The organism is Pseudomonas sp. MF4836 (assembly GCF_002018875.1).
In the GTDB taxonomy this organism is placed as follows: Bacteria; Pseudomonadota; Gammaproteobacteria; order Pseudomonadales; family Pseudomonadaceae; genus Aquipseudomonas.
The window spans coordinates 159153-180172 of record NZ_MVOL01000005.1 but is presented as its reverse complement, the minus strand read 5'-3'; the positions used below and the strand labels follow the sequence as shown (position 1 = coordinate 180172).

General features: G+C 57.4%; 18 protein-coding genes. 15 read left to right on the top strand and 3 right to left on the bottom strand.

Going from position 1 to position 21020, the window contains the following annotated elements; translation table 11 throughout:
- The first annotated feature begins 26 nt into the window (after positions 1-26).
- The 13 genes from gyrA (at position 27) to MF4836_RS13390 (ending at position 16748) form a co-directional block, all read left to right on the top strand.
- Positions 27-2696 (top strand): DNA gyrase subunit A, encoded by a 2670-nt coding sequence (gene gyrA, locus MF4836_RS13450; protein WP_020299636.1) that lies wholly within the window; start codon positions 27-29, stop codon positions 2694-2696.
- A gap of 64 nt (positions 2697-2760) precedes the next feature.
- Positions 2761-3846, top strand: a complete 1086-nt coding sequence (serC, locus tag MF4836_RS13445; protein ID WP_078470937.1) for a 3-phosphoserine/phosphohydroxythreonine transaminase — start codon at positions 2761-2763, stop codon at positions 3844-3846.
- Entirely contained in the window at positions 3846-4940 is a 1095-nt protein-coding gene (gene pheA / locus MF4836_RS13440) for a prephenate dehydratase (protein WP_007899727.1), read from the top strand. The genes serC and pheA overlap by 1 nt, the downstream gene beginning before the upstream one ends.
- A 10-nt stretch (positions 4941-4950) precedes the next feature.
- Entirely contained in the window at positions 4951-6063 is a 1113-nt protein-coding gene (hisC, locus tag MF4836_RS13435) for a histidinol-phosphate transaminase (protein WP_078470707.1), read from the top strand.
- Positions 6064-6091: 28 nt separating this feature from the next.
- Entirely contained in the window at positions 6092-8299 is a 2208-nt protein-coding gene (locus MF4836_RS13430) for a bifunctional prephenate dehydrogenase/3-phosphoshikimate 1-carboxyvinyltransferase (RefSeq protein ID WP_078470706.1), read from the top strand.
- Complete coding sequence (gene cmk, locus MF4836_RS13425; protein WP_020299640.1) at positions 8296-8985, top strand: (d)CMP kinase; 690 nt, start codon at positions 8296-8298, stop codon at positions 8983-8985. The genes MF4836_RS13430 and cmk overlap by 4 nt, the downstream gene beginning before the upstream one ends.
- A gap of 120 nt (positions 8986-9105) precedes the next feature.
- Entirely contained in the window at positions 9106-10800 is a 1695-nt protein-coding gene (gene rpsA / locus MF4836_RS13420) for a 30S ribosomal protein S1 (RefSeq protein ID WP_020299641.1), read from the top strand.
- 190 nt (positions 10801-10990) lie between these two features.
- Entirely contained in the window at positions 10991-11272 is a 282-nt protein-coding gene (locus MF4836_RS13415; RefSeq protein ID WP_078470705.1) for a hypothetical protein, read from the top strand.
- A 147-nt stretch (positions 11273-11419) separates the two neighbouring features.
- Positions 11420-11716, top strand: a complete 297-nt coding sequence (gene ihfB, locus MF4836_RS13410; RefSeq protein ID WP_020299643.1) for an integration host factor subunit beta — start codon at positions 11420-11422, stop codon at positions 11714-11716.
- A gap of 399 nt (positions 11717-12115) precedes the next feature.
- Positions 12116-13078 carry a UDP-glucose 4-epimerase family protein gene (locus MF4836_RS13405; RefSeq protein ID WP_078470704.1) on the top strand — a complete coding sequence of 321 codons (963 nt, stop codon included), beginning with the start codon at positions 12116-12118 and terminating at the stop codon, positions 13076-13078.
- A gap of 102 nt (positions 13079-13180) precedes the next feature.
- Entirely contained in the window at positions 13181-14200 is a 1020-nt protein-coding gene (locus tag MF4836_RS13400) for an MraY family glycosyltransferase (RefSeq protein WP_078470703.1), read from the top strand.
- A 104-nt stretch (positions 14201-14304) separates the two neighbouring features.
- Positions 14305-16299, top strand: coding sequence for a polysaccharide biosynthesis protein (locus MF4836_RS13395; protein WP_078470702.1), 1995 nt, complete (start codon positions 14305-14307; stop codon positions 16297-16299).
- A gap of 113 nt (positions 16300-16412) precedes the next feature.
- Positions 16413-16748, top strand: a complete 336-nt coding sequence (locus MF4836_RS13390) for a ComEA family DNA-binding protein (RefSeq protein WP_078470701.1) — start codon at positions 16413-16415, stop codon at positions 16746-16748.
- A 156-nt stretch (positions 16749-16904) separates the two neighbouring features.
- Here MF4836_RS13390 and MF4836_RS13385 read toward each other — a convergent pair whose 3' ends face one another.
- Positions 16905-17474 carry a TetR/AcrR family transcriptional regulator gene (locus MF4836_RS13385; protein WP_078470700.1) on the bottom strand — a complete coding sequence of 190 codons (570 nt, stop codon included), beginning with the start codon at positions 17472-17474 and terminating at the stop codon, positions 16905-16907.
- 182 nt (positions 17475-17656) lie between these two features.
- Here MF4836_RS13385 and MF4836_RS13380 point away from each other — a divergent pair, with 182 nt between their 5' ends.
- Together MF4836_RS13380 and MF4836_RS13375 are read left to right on the top strand one after the other, a co-directional pair.
- Positions 17657-18307, top strand: a complete 651-nt coding sequence (locus MF4836_RS13380) for a GntR family transcriptional regulator (RefSeq protein ID WP_078470699.1) — start codon at positions 17657-17659, stop codon at positions 18305-18307.
- Between the two features lie 18 nt (positions 18308-18325).
- The gene (locus MF4836_RS13375; RefSeq protein ID WP_078470698.1) at positions 18326-19174 is read left to right on the top strand and encodes an urea carboxylase-associated family protein; all 849 of its coding nucleotides are present in this window, start codon (positions 18326-18328) and stop codon (positions 19172-19174) included.
- Positions 19175-19219: 45 nt separating this feature from the next.
- Here MF4836_RS13375 and MF4836_RS13370 read toward each other — a convergent pair whose 3' ends face one another.
- Positions 19220-19387: a DUF2897 family protein gene (locus MF4836_RS13370; RefSeq protein WP_078470697.1), complete on the bottom strand. Its 168-nt coding sequence runs from the start codon at positions 19385-19387 to the stop codon at positions 19220-19222.
- Between the two features lie 131 nt (positions 19388-19518).
- Entirely contained in the window at positions 19519-20883 is a 1365-nt protein-coding gene (eat, locus tag MF4836_RS13365; protein ID WP_078470696.1) for an ethanolamine permease, read from the bottom strand.
- Between the last annotated feature and the right edge of the window lie 137 nt (positions 20884-21020).

Sequence of the window (21020 nt, the reverse complement as noted above, 5' to 3'; positions counted from 1 at the left end):
CACCAGAAAAAGGAATCAGGCTTCTCATGGGCGAACTGGCCAAAGAAATCCTCCCGGTCAATATCGAAGACGAGCTGAAACAGTCCTACCTCGACTACGCGATGAGCGTAATTGTCGGGCGGGCACTGCCTGATGCGCGCGATGGCTTGAAGCCCGTGCATCGGCGTGTGCTGTTCGCGATGAGCGAGCTGGGCAACGACTTCAACAAGCCGTACAAGAAATCTGCCCGTGTTGTCGGTGACGTGATCGGTAAGTATCACCCTCACGGTGATACCGCGGTGTACGACACCATCGTTCGGATGGCGCAGCCATTCTCGCTGCGCTACCTGTTGGTAGACGGTCAGGGCAACTTCGGTTCGGTCGACGGCGATAACGCTGCGGCCATGCGATACACCGAAGTGCGCATGACCAAGCTGGCACATGAGCTGCTGGCCGACCTGCATAAAGAAACCGTGGACTGGGTGCCGAACTACGACGGCACCGAAATGATCCCTGCGGTCATGCCGACCCGTATTCCCAACCTGCTGGTCAACGGTTCCAGCGGCATCGCCGTGGGCATGGCGACCAACATTCCGCCGCACAACCTCGGTGAAGTCATCGACGGTTGCCTGGCGCTGATCGACAACCCTGAGTTGACGGTCGACGAGCTGATGCAATACATCCCGGGCCCGGACTTTCCGACCGCCGCGATCATCAACGGTCGTGCCGGCATCATCGAAGCCTATCGCACCGGTCGTGGCCGCATTTACATGCGCGCCCGCTCGATGATCGAAGATATCGACAAGGTCGGTGGCCGCCAGCAGATCGTCATTACCGAGCTCCCATACCAGTTGAACAAGGCGCGTCTGATCGAGAAGATCGCCGAGCTGGTTAAAGAGAAGAAGCTCGAAGGCATCACCGAGCTGCGCGACGAGTCCGACAAAGACGGGATGCGCGTGGTGATCGAGCTGCGTCGCGGCGAAGTGCCTGAGGTGATCCTCAATAACCTCTACGCCCAGACCCAACTGCAAGCGGTGTTCGGTATCAACATCGTGGCCCTGATCGATGGCCGCCCTCGGATCCTCAACCTCAAGGATCTGCTGGAAGCCTTCGTTCGTCACCGTCGTGAAGTCGTCACCCGCCGTACTGTGTTCGAGCTGCGTAAAGCGCGCGAACGCGGCCACATTCTTGAAGGTCAAGCGGTTGCCCTGTCGAACATCGACCCGGTCATTGCCCTGATCAAGGCCTCGCCAACCCCGTCGGAAGCCAAGGAAGCGCTGATCAGCACTGCCTGGGAGTCCTCCGCGGTGGTGGCAATGGTCGAGCGTGCCGGCGCCGATTCCTGCCGTCCAGAGACCCTGGACCCGCAGTACGGCCTGCGCGAAGGCAAGTACTTCCTGTCGCCAGAGCAGGCGCAAGCCATTCTGGAGCTGCGTCTGCACCGCCTGACCGGCCTGGAACACGAAAAACTGCTGGCTGAGTATCAAGAGATCCTCAACCAGATCGGCGAGCTGATCCGCATCCTCAACAGCGCTACGCGCCTGATGGAAGTGATCCGCGAAGAGCTGGAAGTGATCCGTGCCGAATACGGCGATGTGCGCCGCACCGAGATTCTCGATGCCCGTCTCGACCTGACCCTGGGTGACATGATCCCGGAAGAAGAGCGCGTTGTGACCATCTCCCACGGCGGCTATGCCAAGACCCAGCCATTGGCTGCGTACCAGGCCCAGCGTCGGGGCGGGAAAGGCAAATCGGCCACTGGCGTCAAGGATGAGGACTACATTGCTCACCTGCTGGTAGCCAACAGCCACACCACGCTGCTGCTGTTCTCCAGCAAGGGCAAGGTGTACTGGCTCAAGACTTACGAAATCCCTGAAGCATCGCGTGCGGCCCGTGGTCGTCCGCTGGTCAACCTGTTGCCGCTGGATGAGGGTGAGTACATCACCACCATGCTGCCGGTCGAGGAATACACCGAAGGTCACTTCATCTTCATGGCCACCGCTGGCGGCACCGTGAAGAAGACCCCGCTGGAATCCTTCAGCCGTCAACGCAGTGTCGGCTTGATCGCGCTGGAGCTGGACGAAGGCGACGTGCTGATTTCTGCCGCGATCACCGATGGCGAGCGTGAAGTCATGCTGTTCTCCGACGGCGGCAAGGTCACTCGCTTCAAGGAATCCGACGTCCGCGCCATGGGCCGTACCGCTCGCGGTGTGCGCGGCATGCGTCTGCCGGAAGGCCAGAAGCTGATTTCCATGCTGATTCCGGAAGAGGGCAGCCAGATCCTGACCGCATCCGCACGTGGTTATGGCAAGCGCACGGCGATCACCGAATTCCCTGAGTACAAACGTGGCGGCCAGGGCGTTATCGCCATGGTCAGCAATGATCGTAACGGCCGTCTGGTCGGTGCGGTCCAGGTGCTGGATGGTGAGGAAATCATGCTGATTTCCGACCAGGGCACCCTGGTGCGTACACGGGTCGACGAAGTGTCGAGCCTGGGTCGTAACACCCAGGGCGTGACCCTGATCAAGCTGGCCAGCGATGAAACCCTGGTCGGTCTGGAGCGGGTGCAGGAGCCGTCTGAAGTCGAGGGTGACGAGCTGGAAGGCGAAGAAGGTGAAGAGTTCGAAGGGACCGTGCTGGACGCGGGCACCGATCCGGATGACGCAACCGAGGGCCGGCAGGCTGACGCCGCAGGCGAAGAAGAGTCGCAAGACTAAATAAATCGTAGCAGGGCAGAGTGTTTGCTCTGTCCGCTACCGTGAATGCATAGCGAGAGTGGATGTGAGCAAACGAGCCTATAACTTCTGCGCGGGTCCCGCTGCGCTACCTGAAGCTGTCCTGTCGCGTGCCCAGGCCGAGTTGCTGGATTGGCATGGCAAGGGCCTGTCGGTCATGGAGATGAGCCATCGCAGCGATGAGTTCGTGTCCATTGCCACCAAGGCTGAGCAGGATCTGCGTGACCTGCTGGATATCCCCTCGAACTACAAAGTGCTGTTTCTGCAGGGCGGCGCCAGCCAGCAATTTGCTCAGATCCCCCTGAACCTGTTGCCGGAAAACGGCTCGGCCGACTATATCGATACCGGTATCTGGTCGCAGAAAGCCATTGAAGAAGCCTCGCGCTACGGCCACGTCAATGTGGCTGCCACCGCCAAGCCCTACGACTATTTCGCCATTCCCGGCCAAAACGAATGGCAGCTGTCGAAAGACGCGGCCTACGTTCACTACGCACCGAACGAAACCATCGGCGGCCTGGAATTCAACTGGATCCCGGAAACCGGCGACGTTCCGCTGGTGGCTGACATGTCTTCCGACATCCTGTCGCGCCCTGTGGATATCTCCCGTTTCGGCATGATCTACGCCGGCGCGCAGAAAAACATCGGCCCTAGCGGCATCCTGGTCAACATCATCCGTGAAGACCTGCTGGGGCGTGCCCGCTCCCTGTGCCCGACCATGCTCGACTACAAGGTCGCGGCGGACAACGGCTCGATGTACAACACCCCGCCGACCCTGGCCTGGTATCTGTCCGGGCTGGTGTTCGAGTGGCTCAAGGAGCAAGGCGGCGTAGAGGCCATCGGCAAGCTCAATGAAGTGAAGCAGCGCACGCTGTATGACTTCATCGACGCCAGCGGCCTGTACAGCAACCCGATCAACAAGTCCGACCGCTCGTGGATGAACGTGCCGTTCCGTCTGGCTGACGATCGCCTGGACAAGCCGTTCCTGGCCGGTGCCGAAGCGCGTGGCCTGTTGAACCTCAAGGGTCACCGCTCGGTTGGCGGCATGCGCGCCTCCATCTACAACGCCGTCGACATCACCGCAGTCAATGCGCTGGTGGCCTACATGGCAGAGTTCGAGAAGGAACACGGTTAATGTCTGAGCAAGAACTCAAGGCACTGCGCCTGCGCATTGATGCCCTGGACGAAAAGGTCCTGGAACTGATCAGTGAGCGTGCGCGCTGCGCCCAGGAAGTCGCGCGCGTCAAGATGGCCTCCCTGGCCGAAGGCGAGGTGCCAGTGTTCTATCGTCCTGAGCGTGAAGCTCAGGTGCTCAAGCGGGTGATGGAGCGTAACCAGGGGCCGCTGGGCAACGAAGAGATGGCGCGCTTGTTTCGCGAAATCATGTCGTCGTGCCTGGCACTCGAGCAGCCGTTGAAAGTGGCCTACCTCGGCCCTGAAGGCACCTTCACCCAGGCCGCGGCGATGAAGCATTTCGGTCACGCCGTGATCAGCAAGCCAATGGCAGCGATCGATGAAGTGTTCCGCGAAGTGGCAGCCGGTGCGGTGAATTTTGGCGTGGTCCCGGTGGAAAACTCCACCGAGGGCGCGGTCAACCACACCCTCGACAGCTTCCTTGAGCACGACATGGTCATCTGTGGCGAAGTCGAGTTGCGGATTCACCACCATTTGCTGGTTGGTGAAAACACCAAGACTGACAGCATCAGCCGCATCTACTCCCATGCCCAATCCCTGGCCCAGTGCCGCAAGTGGCTGGACGCGCACTACCCGAATGTGGAGCGTGTCGCCGTCTCGAGCAATGCCGAGGCCGCGAAGCGGGTCAAGGGTGAGTGGAACTCGGCGGCAATTGCCGGCGATATGGCAGCAGGTTTGTATGGCCTGACTCGCCTGGCCGAGAAAATCGAGGACCGCCCGGACAACTCCACGCGGTTCCTGATGATCGGCAGCCAGGAAGTGCCGCCGACTGGCGACGACAAGACCTCGATCATCGTCTCCATGAGCAACAAGCCGGGCGCGCTGCATGAGCTGCTGGTGCCATTCCACGATAACGGCATCGACCTGACGCGAATCGAAACCCGACCTTCGCGCAGTGGCAAGTGGACCTATGTGTTCTTTATCGACTTCGTCGGCCATCACCGCGACCCATTGGTCAAAGGTGTGCTGGAGAAGATCAGTCAGGAAGCAGTGGCACTCAAGGTGCTGGGTTCCTACCCGAAAGCGGTTCTCTGAGGCTTTAACAATGAGTGGCGACTTCCTCGCTCTGGCACAGCCGGGCGTGCAACAACTTTCGCCTTACGTTCCGGGCAAACCCGTGGACGAACTGGCGCGTGAGCTGGACATCGATCCGGCAAAAATCGTCAAGCTGGCAAGTAACGAAAACCCGCTGGGCGCCAGCCCCAAAGCGCTGGCGGCGATCCGTGACGAGCTGGCAGAGCTGACACGTTATCCCGATGGCAATGGTTTTGCCCTCAAGACCCTGTTGGCCGAGCGTTGCGCGGTCGAGCTGAGCCAGGTCACCCTGGGCAACGGTTCCAACGACATTCTGGAATTGGTCGCTCGTGCCTACCTGGCCCCGGGCTTGAATGCCGTATTCAGCGCCCATGCCTTTGCCGTCTATCCGATTGTCACCCAGGCCGTGGGCGCGCAGGCGCACGTGGTTCCGGCCAAGGATTGGGGGCATGACCTGCCTGCAATGCTGCAGGCAATCGACGCCAATACCCGGGTGGTGTTTATCGCCAATCCGAACAACCCGACCGGTACCTGGTTCAGCGCCGAGGCGTTGGACGAGTTCCTGCAGGATGTGCCAGGGCATGTGCTGGTGGTGCTGGACGAGGCTTATATCGAGTACGCCGAAGGCAGCGACTTGCCCGACGGCCTGGATTTCCTGGCGGCCTACCCGAATCTGCTGGTTTCGCGGACCTTCTCCAAGGCCTATGGCCTGGCGTCGTTGCGTGTGGGTTATGGCTTGTCGACGCCGGTGGTGGCCGATGTGCTGAACCGGGTTCGCCAGCCGTTCAACGTCAACAGCCTGGCGTTGGCTGCTGCCTGTGCGGCGTTGCAGGACGAGGAATACCTGGCTGAGAGCCGTCGCCTGAATGAGGCTGGCATGCAGCAGCTGGAGGCGGGCTTTCGCGAGCTGGGACTGTCGTGGATTCCTTCCAAAGGCAACTTCATTGCCGTTGACCTGGGAAGGGTGGCTGCTCCGGTATTCCAGGGGTTGCTGCGCGAGGGTGTGATTGTGCGTCCTGTGGCCAATTACGGTATGCCGAACCACCTGCGTATTACCGTCGGTCTGCCGGCTGAAAACAGTCGCTTCCTCGAGGCGTTGTCCAAGGTTCTGGCTCGTGGTTGATGTCATTCCAATGCAATCTGCTGTGCCTATGATCGGTCGCCTGGTGGTGGTCGGTCTGGGGCTGATTGGTGGCTCTTTTGCCAAGGGCCTGCGTGAAAGCGGGGTGTGTCGCGAGGTGGTAGGGGTCGATCTGGATCCTCAATCGCGCAAGTTGGCAGTCGAATTGGGCGTGGTGGACCGCTGCGAAGAAGACCTCGCCGCGGCCTGCCAGGGTGCAGACGTGATCCAGCTGGCAGTACCGATCCTGGCCATGGAAAAGCTCCTGGCGCTCTTGGCTGGCATGGACCTGGGGCAGGCGATCCTGACGGATGTCGGCAGCGCCAAGGGTAATGTGGTACGCGCTGCAACCGAGGCCTTTGGTGGCATGCCGCCGCGCTTCGTGCCGGGGCACCCGATTGCCGGTTCCGAGCAGAGCGGCGTCGAGGCGTCCAATGCCCAGCTGTTTCGTCGACATAAAGTAATTCTGACTCCGCTGGAGCAGACCGACCCCGAGGCGTTGAGGCTGGTCGATCGGTTATGGCGCGAGCTGGGAGCGGATGTCGAGCATATGCAGGTCGAGCGCCACGATGAAGTGTTGGCGGCGACCAGTCATTTGCCCCACCTGCTGGCATTCGGCCTGGTCGACTCGTTGGCCAAGCGCAGTGAAAATCTGGACATCTTCCGTTACGCTGCGGGCGGTTTCCGCGATTTCACGAGAATCGCCGGCAGCGACCCGGTCATGTGGCACGACATCTTCCTCGCCAATCGCGAAGCGGTACTGCGCACACTCGATACATTTCGCAACGACCTCGACGCCCTGCGCGACGCGGTCGATGCAGGGGATGGGCACCAATTGTTGGGCGTATTCACTCGCGCCCGGGTTGCCCGCGAGCATTTCAGTAAAATCCTGGCCCGCCGGGCCTATGTGGACGCTATGAACTCCAACGATCTGATTTTCCTGGCAAATCCTGGTGGCCGCCTGAATGGGCGGATCCGTGTACCGGGTGACAAGTCGATTTCTCACCGCTCGATCATGCTCGGCTCGCTGGCTGAAGGCGTTACCGAGGTCGAAGGTTTCCTCGAAGGCGAAGACGCGCTGGCAACCTTGCAGGCGTTCCGCGACATGGGCGTGGTGATAGAAGGTCCGCACCACGGCCGCGTAACCATTCACGGCGTTGGCCTGCATGGCTTGAAGCCCGCTCCAGGTCCTATCTACCTGGGCAACTCCGGTACCTCGATGCGCCTGCTGTCCGGCCTCCTGGCGGCGCAGAACTTCGACAGCACCCTGACGGGGGATGCGTCGCTGTCCAAGCGTCCGATGAATCGCGTGGCCAACCCGTTGCGGGAAATGGGCGCTGTCATCGAAACGGCTGCCGAAGGTCGTCCGCCGATGGTCATTCGCGGTGGCAGCAAGCTCAAGGGCCTGACGTACACCATGCCGATGGCCAGTGCCCAGGTTAAGTCCTGCCTGCTGCTGGCGGGGCTTTACGCCGAAGGCAAAACTACCGTGACCGAGCCTGCGCCGACCCGTGACCATACCGAGCGTATGCTGCGCGGTTTCGGCTACCCGGTCAGCGTCGACGGTGCGACTGCTTCGGTTGAGTCGGGCCACAAACTGACTGCTACGCACATTGAAGTGCCAGGCGATATCTCGTCGTCGGCGTTCTTCCTGGTGGCTGCGTCGATCGCCGAGGGTTCGGAGTTGGTGCTGGAGCATGTCGGTATTAACCCGACCCGCACCGGCGTGATCGACATCCTGCGCCTGATGGGGGCGGATATCACCCTGGAAAACCAGCGTGAAGTCGGTGGCGAACCTGTGGCAGACCTGCGCGTACGGGCGGCTAAACTCAAAGGTATCGAGATTCCTGAAGAGTTGGTGCCCTTGGCCATTGACGAGTTCCCGGTGCTGTTTGTCGCAGCGGCCTGCGCCGAAGGGCGTACCGTGCTGCGTGGTGCTGAAGAGCTGCGGGTCAAGGAGTCTGATCGTATCCAGGTCATGGCCGACGGCCTGCTGGCGCTGGGCGTCAAGTGCGAGCCTACGCCGGACGGCATCATCATCGATGGCGGCCAGATTGGTGGCGGTGAAGTGCACGGTCACGGTGATCACCGGATTGCGATGGCTTTCAGCGTGGCTTCGCTGCGTGCCAATGCTCCGATCCGCATTCATGATTGCGCGAACGTGGCGACTTCTTTCCCCAACTTCCTCGCGCTGTGCGCGCAGGTCGGTATCCGCGTAGCGCAAGAGGCTCAGTCGTGAACATCAAGGCACCTGTAATCACCATCGATGGGCCTAGCGGTTCTGGCAAGGGCACCATCGCCGGGATTCTGGCCAAGCGTCTGGGCTGGTGCCTGCTGGACTCTGGGGCGTTGTACCGTTTGCTGGCATTTGCCGCACGCAACCATGGCGTCGACCTGACCAACGAAGAGTCGCTGAAATTGCTCGCGGCTCATCTCGATGTGCAGTTCCTTGGTGCGACTGAAGGGCATCCGCAACGCATCATTCTCGAAGGTGACGATGTCACTGATGATCTGCGCAATGAGCAGGTGGGCGCCTGGGCTTCCCAGGTAGCCGCATTGCCCGCGGTGCGTGATGCGCTGTTGCAGCGCCAGCGGGCCTTCCAGGAGCCGCCAGGACTCGTGGCTGACGGTCGTGACATGGGGACGGTGGTTTTTCCAGAGGCGCCGTTGAAGATTTTCCTCACTGCCAGTGCCGAGGAGCGTGCACGTCGCCGTTACCTGCAGTTGAAGGGAAAAGTAGATGGTGTTAGTCTGTCGAGTCTGCTAGATGAGATTCGTGCGCGCGATGAGCGCGACACCCAGCGAGCGGTAGCCCCGCTTAAGCCGGCGGCTGACGCCATACAGCTGGATTCCACGGAGTTGTCCATCGAGCAGGTGCTGGAACGCATTCTGAGCGAGATCGCCATTCGCGACATCGCCGGGTGACCAAGAAGAGCGTGGGGAACCAGTCATAGTCCCGCGGTCTTTCTTTTATATGAACGTAACCCACATCGTCTGGGATGTGGCAGATGGGCGTATTCTTCGCCCTTATCAACAGGAATTAAAATGAGCGAAAGCTTTGCGGAACTCTTTGAAGAAAGCCTAAAAACCCTGAACCTTCAGGCAGGCTCCATCATCACCGGTGTTATCGTTGATATCGATTACCAAGCTCGTTGGGTAACCGTTCACGCTGGCCTGAAGTCTGAAGCACTCATCCCGCTTGAGCAGTTCTACAACGACGCTGGCGACCTGACTATCAACGTCGGTGACGAAGTTCACGTTGCGCTGGACTCGGTTGAAGATGGCTTTGGTGAAACCAAGCTGTCCCGTGAAAAAGCCAAGCGCGCTGAATGCTGGATTGTTCTGGAAGCAGCCTTCGCAGCCGAAGAAGTGGTCAAGGGCGTTATCAACGGTAAGGTTAAAGGCGGCTTCACTGTCGACGTTAACGGCATCCGTGCGTTCCTGCCAGGTTCTCTGGTTGACGTCCGTCCAGTGCGCGACACCACGCACCTGGAAGGCAAAGAGCTGGAATTCAAGGTCATCAAGCTGGACCAGAAGCGCAACAACGTTGTTGTTTCCCGTCGCAGCGTCCTCGAAGCCGAGAACTCCGCCGAGCGTGAAGCTCTGCTGGAATCCCTGCAGGAAGGCCAGCAAGTCAAAGGTATCGTTAAAAACCTCACCGATTACGGCGCATTCGTCGATCTGGGTGGCGTTGATGGCCTGCTGCACATCACCGACATGGCTTGGAAGCGTATCAAGCATCCTTCCGAAATCGTCAACGTTGGCGACGAGATCGATGTCAAGGTTCTGAAGTACGATCGTGAACGTAACCGTGTCTCCCTGGGCTTGAAGCAGCTGGGCGAAGATCCATGGGTCGCTATCAAAGCTCGCTACCCAGAAAGCACTCGCGTTACCGCGCGTGTAACCAACCTGACCGACTACGGCTGCTTCGCTGAGCTGGAAGAAGGCGTTGAAGGCCTGGTACACGTTTCCGAAATGGACTGGACCAACAAGAACATCCACCCTTCGAAAGTCGTACAAGTCGGCGACGAAGTGGAAGTTATGGTTCTGGACATCGACGAAGAACGTCGTCGTATCTCCCTCGGCATCAAACAGTGCAAATCTAACCCATGGGAAGATTTCTCTGGCCAGTTCAACAAGGGCGATAAAATCTCCGGCACCATCAAGTCGATCACCGATTTCGGTATCTTCATTGGTCTGGACGGCGGCATCGACGGCCTGGTTCACCTGTCCGACATCTCCTGGAACGAAGTGGGCGAAGAAGCCGTACGCCGCTTCAAGAAGGGCGACGAGCTGGACACCGTTATCCTGTCGGTTGACCCAGAGCGTGAGCGTATCTCCCTGGGCATCAAGCAACTGGAAAGCGATCCGTTCTCCGAGTACGTTCAAGAGAACGATAAAGGCGCAATCGTTAAGGGTGTTGTAAAAGAAGTTGACGCCAAAGGCGCCATCATCACCCTGGCCAACGATATCGAAGCTACTCTGAAAGCCTCCGAAATCAGCCGTGACCGCATCGAAGATGCACGTAACGTTCTGAAAGAAGGCGAAGAAGTTGAAGCCAAGATCATCAGCGTTGACCGCAAGAGCCGCGTAATCCAGCTCTCGATCAAGTCGAAAGACGTTGAAGACGAGAAAGAAGCAATCCAAAGCCTGCGCGACAAGCCAGCTGCTTCGGACATCGCTGCTGGTCCTACCACTCTGGGCGACCTGTTGCGTGCACAAATGGAAAAACAGAACTAAGTTCTGTAAGACCATAGAAAAAGGGCGACTTCGGTCGCCCTTTTTTGTGCCTTGAATTTGAGTTAAATCCTTCTGAAACCAACATATGCAGTGAGTTGTCTCTTCTTACAAGCAACGAGCTTGCTCATCAGGAGCTAGGCTAGGGTTGAAAGGGTGTCAGCATCGCAGCCTATGCTGCATAAGGAAGGGAATGAACAGACTCGCAGTTATTGTCGCCGTGCTCCTTCTTGCTGGATGTACTACCAGCGCCAAGACCCATGCGATACGTGGCGTCAGTGGAATTGAAATTGATTGCTCGGGCTTGGGCTCGGATTGGGATAAATGTTACAAGCGCGCGGCTAAGGAGTGCAAAGCCGGTGGGTACAAGGTCATAACCAAGTCCAGCGACGCGAAGGACGAGGAGGGCGATTATCCCTTCGGCTGGAACCCCGCTGGCTACGTTACCCGCACAATGCTGGTCATGTGTAGGTAAAAGTGGCTCTGAGGTGCTAAAGGGGGCGCTAGATGCGATGCAATTGCGGTCCAGCAGATAAGTCAATACATGGGCTGTTCAAAATCCTCAGAGCATGCTAAAACCTTCTGAGCACTGACCTAGCTGCTTGAAAAAGAAGGGAAAAATATGACGAAGTCGGAGTTGATCGAACGAATTGTCACCCATCAAGGGCTGCTGTCATCCAAGGATGTCGAGCTGGCCATCAAGACTATGCTTGAGCAAATGTCCCAATGCCTGGCTACCGGCGACCGGATAGAAATTCGGGGATTTGGTAGTTTCTCACTGCACTACCGTGCGCCGCGAGTGGGTCGCAACCCGAAGACAGGGCAGTCGGTAAGCCTCGACGGGAAATTCGTGCCGCATTTCAAGCCGGGTAAAGAACTGCGCGATCGAGTGAATGAAGAAGAGGAAGAGGGTTTTTAATTTTAAGTATATACACGAGGGTAATGATTGAAGTTGCCAGACTTGGTTGTTTTTGACTTTTGGCGCAGGTGTTATTGCGTGGCGTACTTTGCCGCGTCTATATAACAAATATTAAGGCAGGTCGGATTTTACTAAAAATACTCTGAGATTGATGGTGTAGTTCTTCTGTTTTTTCGGTGGATGGCCGCTTTGCAAAATTTTTATTTTGAGTTCCACATCTGACGCATTCAAAGAGCGCATGTACCGTGTGATTCTATGGGGCGTGTAGAATTTTTCTGTCTGTTTTTTAATCAGTATTTGGGTCATTACTCTTGATTTGAAGGCGATTCATCAAAGGTTTGATGTTTCTAGCTGGCCGATTTCACTGAATCAATAAGTATCTAAATTTCAAGAGGTAAGATGAGCAGGATCCTTTTGACCGGAGTGTCTGGCCTTGTGGGCCGTGCTGTTCACGAGCGGTTATCCATCTCCCCAATAAATGAATTGGTTGCAGTGCTGCGAACGCATGTAAACGATTTTCCTGAGTCCACAGTCGTTGCGAAAGTTGCCGATATCGATGGAAATACAGCTTGGGGGGATGCCTTAGGTGGATGCAGCGCTGTTGTTCATGCTGCGGCACGTGTCCATGTCATGAATGAAACCTCAAGTGACAGCCTTCGTGATTTTCGTCGGGTAAATGTTGAAGGATCTCTCAATCTGGCCCGACAAGCAGCACAAGCGGGCGTTCGTCGCTTTGTATTTATTAGCTCGATCAAGGTCAATGGCGAAGGAACAGTTCCAGGCGCTCCTTATTTTGCAGATGCTGAACCTGCACCAGCAGATTCCTATGGTATTTCTAAAATGGAAGCCGAGCAGGGATTAAGGGAGATCGCCAGGAAAACCGGGATGGAGGTTGTCATTATCCGGCCCACTCTCGTTTACGGACCGGGCGTGAAAGCCAATTTTCTGAATATGATGCGTTGGTTGAACAAGGGAGTGCCGCTGCCATTGGGGGCGATTAATAATCGCCGCAGTCTGGTGGCGCTGGGAAATCTGGTTGATTTAGTTGTTACCTGTCTGAGTCACCCTGCGGCTGCCAATCAGACCTTTCTGGTTAGCGATGGTGAGGATCTTTCTACGACTGAGTTGTTGCGTAAAATGGGGCAAGCCCTTGGCTCTCCGGCTCGTCTACTGCCTGTACCCAGTTGGATGCTTGAGACAGGGGCTACGCTTCTCGGCAGAAAAGCTCTTTCCCAGCGCTTATGCGGTTCGCTCCAGGTCGATATCAGTAAAACCCGCGAGTTGCTAGGCTGGACTCCTCCCCTGAGTGTTGATGCTGCACTGCGCATCACCGCTCAGCATTTTATTGAACAGCGTAAGTAATCCGCAGGCGGTCCAACGAGCGCAGTTATTCTCATCCGGATGTTAGCGCCTTGGATCTGTCCGCTGATGAACTCTCATATGGTTTCAGGAACTGAATCGTAAATGGCAATTTGGTACTTTTTCGCGGGGGTGGCACTTGCCTCGCTTTTGCTCACATGGGTACTGCGTCGATACGCATTGGCGCGCAGCCTTATGGATATACCTAATGGGCGTAGCTCTCATACGGTACCAACGCCGCGCGGGGGCGGGGTGGCAATTGTCCTTAGTTTCCTTCTCACTTTGCCGTTTCTGGCGGTAGCAGTTGAGATGCCATTGCCTGTTGTATGGGCACTGACGGGAGCTGGAGGACTGATAGCAATTGTTGGGTTTCTGGATGATCACGGGCATATCGCCGCCCGCTGGCGATTATTGGCGCATTTCCTTGCCGCGGCGTGGGCATTGCTCTGGTTGGGTGGGCTGCCGACTATCAAGATTTTTGGGGCTGACATCAGCCTTGGTTGGCTGGGCCACGCCCTGGCTGCTTTTTATCTGGTCTGGTTGCTCAATCTCTACAACTTCATGGATGGAATTGATGGTATCGCCAGTGTTGAGGCTATTTGTACGTGCCTGGGGGCTTGCCTGATCTATTGGTTGACTGGCAATGAGCATTTGATTTGGTCGCCATTGTTACTGGCGATGGCTGTGCTCGGATTCCTCTACTGGAATTTCCCACCGGCACGCATTTTCATGGGGGATGCGGGCAGTGGTTTTCTCGGCATTATCCTCGGCGTCCTGTCTCTGCAAGCTGCGTGGGACTCGCCACAATTTTTATGGGTGTGGCTGATCCTGCTGGGCGTATTCATCGTTGACGCTACTTTCACCTTGATCCGGCGTCTGCTGAGAGGGGACAAGGTTTATGAAGCGCACCGTAGCCATGGATATCAATTCGCTTCCCGACAGTTTGAGCGCCATCTGCCGGTCACGCTTGCAGTCGTGTTTATTAATCTGTTCTGGTTGCTGCCAATAGCGCTTGGCGTCAGTCTTTTTGGGCTGGATGGTATTATTGGTGTTGCGCTGGCTTATCTGCCTTTGATTTTCCTGGCACTCAGATTCCATGCTGGAGAGCTGGAACAAAAAAGCTGATGCACATCTGCATGGGTTAGCGTGGAACACGTATTGGCTTGCTGACCAAATAAATCAATACACCATGGTTATCAAGCCTAGGGATTGAGGTAGTAACAGAGGTTATGGATAAAATACGAACATATCTATTGAGCCTTCCGCGCCGACAAAAGCGCTTCCTTCAGGTGGCCACCGACATTGTGTTGGTTTGGATCGCCTTGTGGATGGCGTTTGTTGTGAGGTTGGGGTTCGATGATCTGAACAATCCCTTTGTCGTTCATCTCTGGCTATTTTTGAGCGCGCCGGTGGTGGCAATTCCGCTTTTTGTCCGGTTTGGAATGTATCGCGCGGTGATGCGTTACTTTGGTAACGATGCGCTGATCGCCATTGCCAAAGCAGTCAGTTTATCTGCGTTGATACTGGCCCTGGTTGTGTACTTGTACAGTAATCATCAAACGGTCGTCCCTCGTTCCATCGTGTTCAACTATTGGTGGTTGAGCATGGTTCTGGTAGGTGGATTACGTCTGGTGATGCGCCAGTACTTTATCGGTGACTGGTTTACCGCAGCACAGCATGTTCCTTTTACTAATCGCGATGATGGGCTGCCCAAGGTTGCCATCTATGGTGCCGGAGCTGCCGGTAACCAGCTTGTTGCTGCATTGCGCATGGGCAAGCTTATGCGTCCCGTGGCCTTTATCGATGATGACAGCAGCATTGCCGATCGGGTGATCTCCGGGTTGCAGGTCTATAAACCAAAACACATCAAACAGATGATTGATGATACAGGGGCGATCGAAGTGCTCCTGGCTATCCCTTCATCAAGCCGCAGTCGTCGTCGGGAAATATTGGGTTTCCTGGAGAAGTACCCACTGCACGTGCGCAGTGTTCCCGGTTTTATGGACCTTGCCAGTGGTCGGGTAAAGGTCGATGACATTCAAGAGGTGGATATTGCTGACTTGCTGGGGCGTGATGCAGTGCCCGCGCAGGAGGAACTGCTTGCCCGTTGTATCAAAGGGCGAATTGTTCTGGTGACGGGAGCGGGTGGGTCTATCGGCTCTGAACTTTGCAGGCAGATACTTTCGTCCGAGCCAACGACGCTGCTGCTGTTCGACCATAGCGAATTCAATCTTTACAGCATTTTGTCAGAGTTGGAGCAACGCATTGCGCGCGAATCATTGCCGGTCAAGTTGCTACCCATTTTAGGCTCGGCCCGTAATCAGGCGAAGTTGTTAGATGTGATGACAACCTGGAAGGTCGATACGGTCTACCACGCCGCGGCTTACAAGCATGTGCCGATGGTCGAGCACAACATTGCCGAAGGTGTCCTGAATAACGTTATCGGCACACTGAATACGGCTCAGGCCGCTTTGCAGGCAGGTGTCGCAAACTTTGTACTTATCTCTACAGACAAGGCTGTTCGCCCGACCAATGTCATGGGCAGTACCAAGCGTCTTGCCGAATTGACTCTGCAGGCATTGAGTCGTGAACTGGCTCCCGTTTTTCTGGGCGATGAGTCGAATATTTCTCGAGTCAATAAAACCCGCTTCACCATGGTTCGCTTCGGCAATGTGCTGGGATCTTCCGGTTCAGTCATTCCGTTGTTCCATAAGCAGATCAAATCTGGCGGCCCGCTAACGGTCACCCATCCCAAGATCACCCGTTACTTCATGACCATCCCTGAAGCGGCTCAATTGGTGATTCAGGCCGGCTCCATGGGGCAGGGCGGTGATGTTTTCGTGCTGGATATGGGGGAGCCGGTCAAGATCGTCGAGTTGGCGGAGAAGATGATTCACCTTTCGGGCCTGAGCGTGCGTTCGGACAAGAACCCGCATGGTGATATCGCCATCGAGTTCACAGGTCTGCGTCCGGGTGAAAAGCTTTACGAAGAGTTGCTGATTGGCGACAACGTTGCTGCGACCGATCACCCCATGATCATGAGTGCCAACGAAGACCATTTGCCTTGGGATGTATTGAAGGTCCGGCTGACCGAACTGCTTGCTGCTGTTGAGCTGGATGACTACGCCCGGGTTCGCCAATTGCTGCGCGAGACGGTCAGCGGCTATACCCCGGACGGGGAGATTGTTGATTGGATTTATCAGCAGCGGCGCCTCAAACCCTAGACCTACATAAGCTGTAACTCACCCACTTTTGACTTGCCCGGCACATCACCTAGGTTTGGAAGGCAGCTTCGGAAAAGCTGCTTTTCCTAATCGATGTCATGGAGAGTCACTCAATGCGTAACCCTTACTTTTCTTCGTTGATCTTTGCATTGCTGGCCGGCGTGGCGGCGACTGTCGTCAACGCTGCTCCTGTTGCCAAATCGCAAACTGAAGCTCCGATCGTTGCTTCAGCTCCCGCAACGGTCGCGGTTACCAAGCTCGATTTGAATACCGCTGATGTAGCAGCATTGCAGCGTGAGCTTTTCGGTGTCGGTGAAACCAAAGCGAAGGCCATCATCGCTTATCGCGAAAGCAATGGCCCGTTCACATCGGTGGATGAATTGCTGGAAGTCAAAGGGATCGGCAAGGTGTTGCTGGAAAAGAACCGCGAGAAACTCGAGGTCAATTGAAGCTGATCTAACGTCTGAAGCCGGTCATTGACCGGCTTTTTTTTGCGTTGGTTTTGGTGGGTGTAGGCAGGCTTTTATTGTGAGCTGAACGTTGCGAGGCAGGCGCTGCGCAATGTGGCTGCGGCCAAGCTTCCCAAGTGCTTCACGCAAGCCTGTTCAGCTCGATGACGGTGGCGTCTGCTTCAGTTGCTCACGCGCGACATCCAGTATACGTCGAGCCAGCTCGGTGCTTTGCACACTGCGCGACAGGACCAGGGCACCCACCAAGGTCGACATGATCAGCAGGCTTTGATCGTTAGCCTGCTCTGTACCCAGCAAGGCGTTTTGCACTTGCTCAAGTCGGGCCTTGAGGATGGCATCGGTGGTGGGGCTTGGCTGGCCGCGCAAGCCCAGTTCTGCGGACATGGTCGGCAAGGGGCACCCTTGGTGAGGGGAGCTTTGATGCCATTCGGAAAGGTAGTTGTCGATAAAGGCGTGCAGCGGTCGCTGCTCGCTAAACAGCTGGGCGCAATGCTCGTCGAGCTCTGCAGCCGAGGCTTGCAGGGCTTTCTCGACCAGTTCGTCCTTGGACGCGAAATGCGAGTAGAAGCCTCCGTGGGTCAGGCCTAAGGCTTTCATCAGCGGTTGCAGTCCGGTGGCGCCGATACCGTCACGTCGGAAGCGCTGCGAAGCCTCTTTGATGATGCGCTGGTGGGTCTGGGCTTTGTGGTCTGGTGAGTACCGCATCTTAGAAATCTCCACAAACTGAGGCGCCATCTTAACCAAGGTTAATCAGATGGTGACTGTACTTCAAAGCCCCGACGGCCAGCTGTCGGCGGAGTCAGTCCGTTGCTGACGGGACGCGGGTAGTTGGCACGATTAGTGGTTATCTGTTGTTCAGTGATTGTTGAACAATGTCGAGGCGCCCCATGAGTGCAGGTGTGTCACTGGCCGATCAGATCAGGCTCGAATTGCGTGACGATATTATCGGTGGGCGCCTGCTGCCCGGGATGGCGTTGATCGAAAGCGAGCTGGTGGCGGCTTACAACGCTTCGCGCAATACCATCCGCGAAGCCTTGCATCAGCTTGGGCAGGAAGGCTTGACCCGTTATGTGCGCAACAAGGGAGTCATGGTCCGGCGCTTGGGCACGGAAGAAGTACGTGATCTGTTCCAGGTGCGTCGGACGCTGGAGTTGCAGGCCATCGCCAATAGCCGGCCGCTGCGCGACTACCAGTCCGATCGCATGCTCGAATCCACTGAGGCCGCGCAGTTGGCCTGGGAGCGTGAAGACTGGCGCTCGGTAGGCACCCATAGCCTGGGTTTCCACCAGCATGTTGTGGGGTTGATGGGCAGTCGGTTGTTCGACGAGTTCTTCACCAACGTCGTGGCACAGATGCGCCTGGTGTTTTGTGCCGCCCCGGACGAGCAGCATTTCCAGGCTCCCTGGCTGACGCGGGACCGGCAGATCCATGACTTGCTGGCCGAAGGCGACAGGTACCAGGCGGGTGTGGCCATGGAAGGGTATCTGGACGACTCCGAGCGTTTGCTGCTCGATATTCTCCATCAGGCTTCCCGTTAACCCGCGAGGGCTTCAACCATGTACAAGGACTATCCAGCCGCTTATCAGGTGAGCAAAGGCTCTGCTTTGCAGGTAGACACAGCGTTTTATGAGCGGATCCGCGATACACCCGACAAGCGCCGGCTGATCGAGCAGTTCGAGGTTCCGATCCGCACCGGGCGTGCCTGGAAAGTACCCGCCGGGCATGTGTTTCGGGTGACCACCCCGGTGGGGCCTCAGGTTGGCGACTTCAATGTCTGGAATGCCAATGACCCTCGGGAGCGGTTGTGGGCGGCGCGAACCCGGCAATTGCAGGGTGCCCACGTCAGCACCCATGACCGGCTCTGGTCGAATCTCCCGTTTCTGCGGCCGTTGGTCACCATCACCGATGACAGTCTGGCCAGCTACGGCATCGATGAGCATGGCGGCCGGGTGCATGACCTGCTGGGCACGCGCTGCGACCCCTACGTCAACCGGATGCTGACCGGCGAGGACTTCCATCACCATTGCCACTCCAATCTGACCCGCGCCGTGCTGCCCCATGGCCTGACCGAGTTCGATGTGCACGATGTGTTGAATATCTTTCAGTGCACCGGGCTCAACCATGACGACCTGTATTTCATGAAGGCCTGTCCGGCGCAGAAGGGCGACTACCTCGAGTTCTTTGCCGAGATCGACGTGCTGTGTGCGTTGTCGACCTGTCCCGGCGGCGATCTGTCGTTGCCGATGTGGGGGCCGGATGCCCAGGATCCGTTGAGCGTCTGCCGACCGTTGGGGGTGGAGATTTATCAGCTGGAGGAATCGTTGCTCGAGGGTTGGAGCCAACCCGAACGTGCGGCCTATAAGGGGCAGCATGGTCTGCAACTGGCCAGGGCCGATTGGGAATAGCGGCCATTGAAAAGCCCCTTCCTGATCAGGGAAGGGGCTTGAGGTTTAACGGTCTTGCGCTTCCTTGGCATCCATTTGTGCGTTGCGCTCGGCGACGCGTTTACGTTGCTCATCGGTCAGTTCCACCTTGTCGGCGGTGTCGCGCAGCATCATCAAGCCGCCGACGATCGAACCTATAGCAACCACCAGAATCAACCAGGCATACCAGGGCATAGGGCTCTCCTTGATGGCAGGCCGGTGGGCGAAGGGTTCGCCTGCGAGCCTGCCTGTACCACTTTGAGTTAAAGCGTTTCGCAGTGGTTCCATTGTATGCCTGATCGGGTGGGCGTGCGTCCGCTCCGTTGTCAGAGCCCGGTGAGCATCGCGTCCGCTGGAGCCTCGGCGCGCAGTTGCGCGGTGAGCTGGAAGTAGATGAAGCCGGCCGCCATGAAACCGAGAAAGATCAGCCCGATCAGGGTGTTGAACCAGGCCATGGCCACCAGGCAAACCACCGCCAGTGCCAGGGCGATGGCGGGTACCAGCGGGTAGCCCGGGGCACGGAAAGTACGTTCCAGGTTGGGCTCGGTTTTGCGCAGCTTGAACAGGCTGAGCATGCTCATGATGTACATCACAATCGCTCCGAACACCGCCATGGTGATCATTGCCGCCGTCAGCGTCATGCCGCCCAGGTTGATCAGGCCGTCACTGTAGATGGCGGCGATACCGATCAGGCCGCCCGCGATGATGGCACGGTGCGGAGTCTGGAAACGTGACAGTCTGGCCAGCGATTTGGGCAGGTAGCCGGCGCGGGCGAGGGCGAAGAATTGCCGCGAGTAGCCAAGGATGATGCCGTGGAAGCTCGCCACCAGGCCGAACAGGCCGATCCACACCAACATATGCAGCCAGCCCGAGCTTTCACCGACCACGGTCTTCATCGCCTGGGGCAGCGGGTCGTTAATGTTCGACAAGGTGCGCCAGTCACCCACGCCGCCGGCAAAGAACATCACGCCCATGGCCAGCAGCACCAGGGTCAGGATGCCGCTGATGTAGGCCTTGGGAATGGTGCGTTTCGGGTCCTTGGCTTCTTCGGCGGCCATGGCTGCACCTTCGATGGCGAGGAAGAACCAAATGGCGAATGGAATGGCCGCGAACATCCCGGCAATCGCCGGCGCGCCGAAGGTGTCCGAACCGGCCCAGCCATTGAGGGCGAAGTTGCTGAAGCTGAACGCCGGCGCGACCACGCCCATGAACACCAGCAGTTCGGCCACCGCCAGCACGCACACCACCAGTTCGAAGGTGGCGGCCAGTTTGACCCCGAGAATATTCAGCCCCATGAACATCAGGTAGGCGCCGACTGCGGCGTGTTTCGGGTCGAGGGCGGGAAACTGCACGTTCAGGTAGGCGCCAATCGCCAGGGCGATGGCCGGCGGGGCGAAGACGAACTCGATCAAGGTCGCCAGGCCCGCAATCAGCCCGCCCTTTTCACCAAAGGCCCGACGGCTGTAGGCAAAGGGCCCGCCGGCATGGGGAATCGCGGTGGTCAGCTCGGTGAAGCTGAATATGAAGCAGGTGTACATGGTCGCGACCATCAGTGAGGTCAGCAGAAACCCCAGGGTCCCGGCCACGCCCCAGCCATAACTCCAGCCGAAGTACTCCCCGGAAATCACCAGGCCGACCGCAATACCCCATAAGTGCAGCGTGCCCAAGGTGGGCTTGAGTTGTGTGTTCATCGCATGCTCCCTGAACGGTTTGAAGTGCTCAGGTGGGAGGGCTGCACCGGCCATGCCAGTCTTGGCCAGTACGTCGCAAAGCTGTGAAAGCTGTCGTATCGAGGATGTTTAGCCCTTTTTCGCCCCTGAAAGCGTTC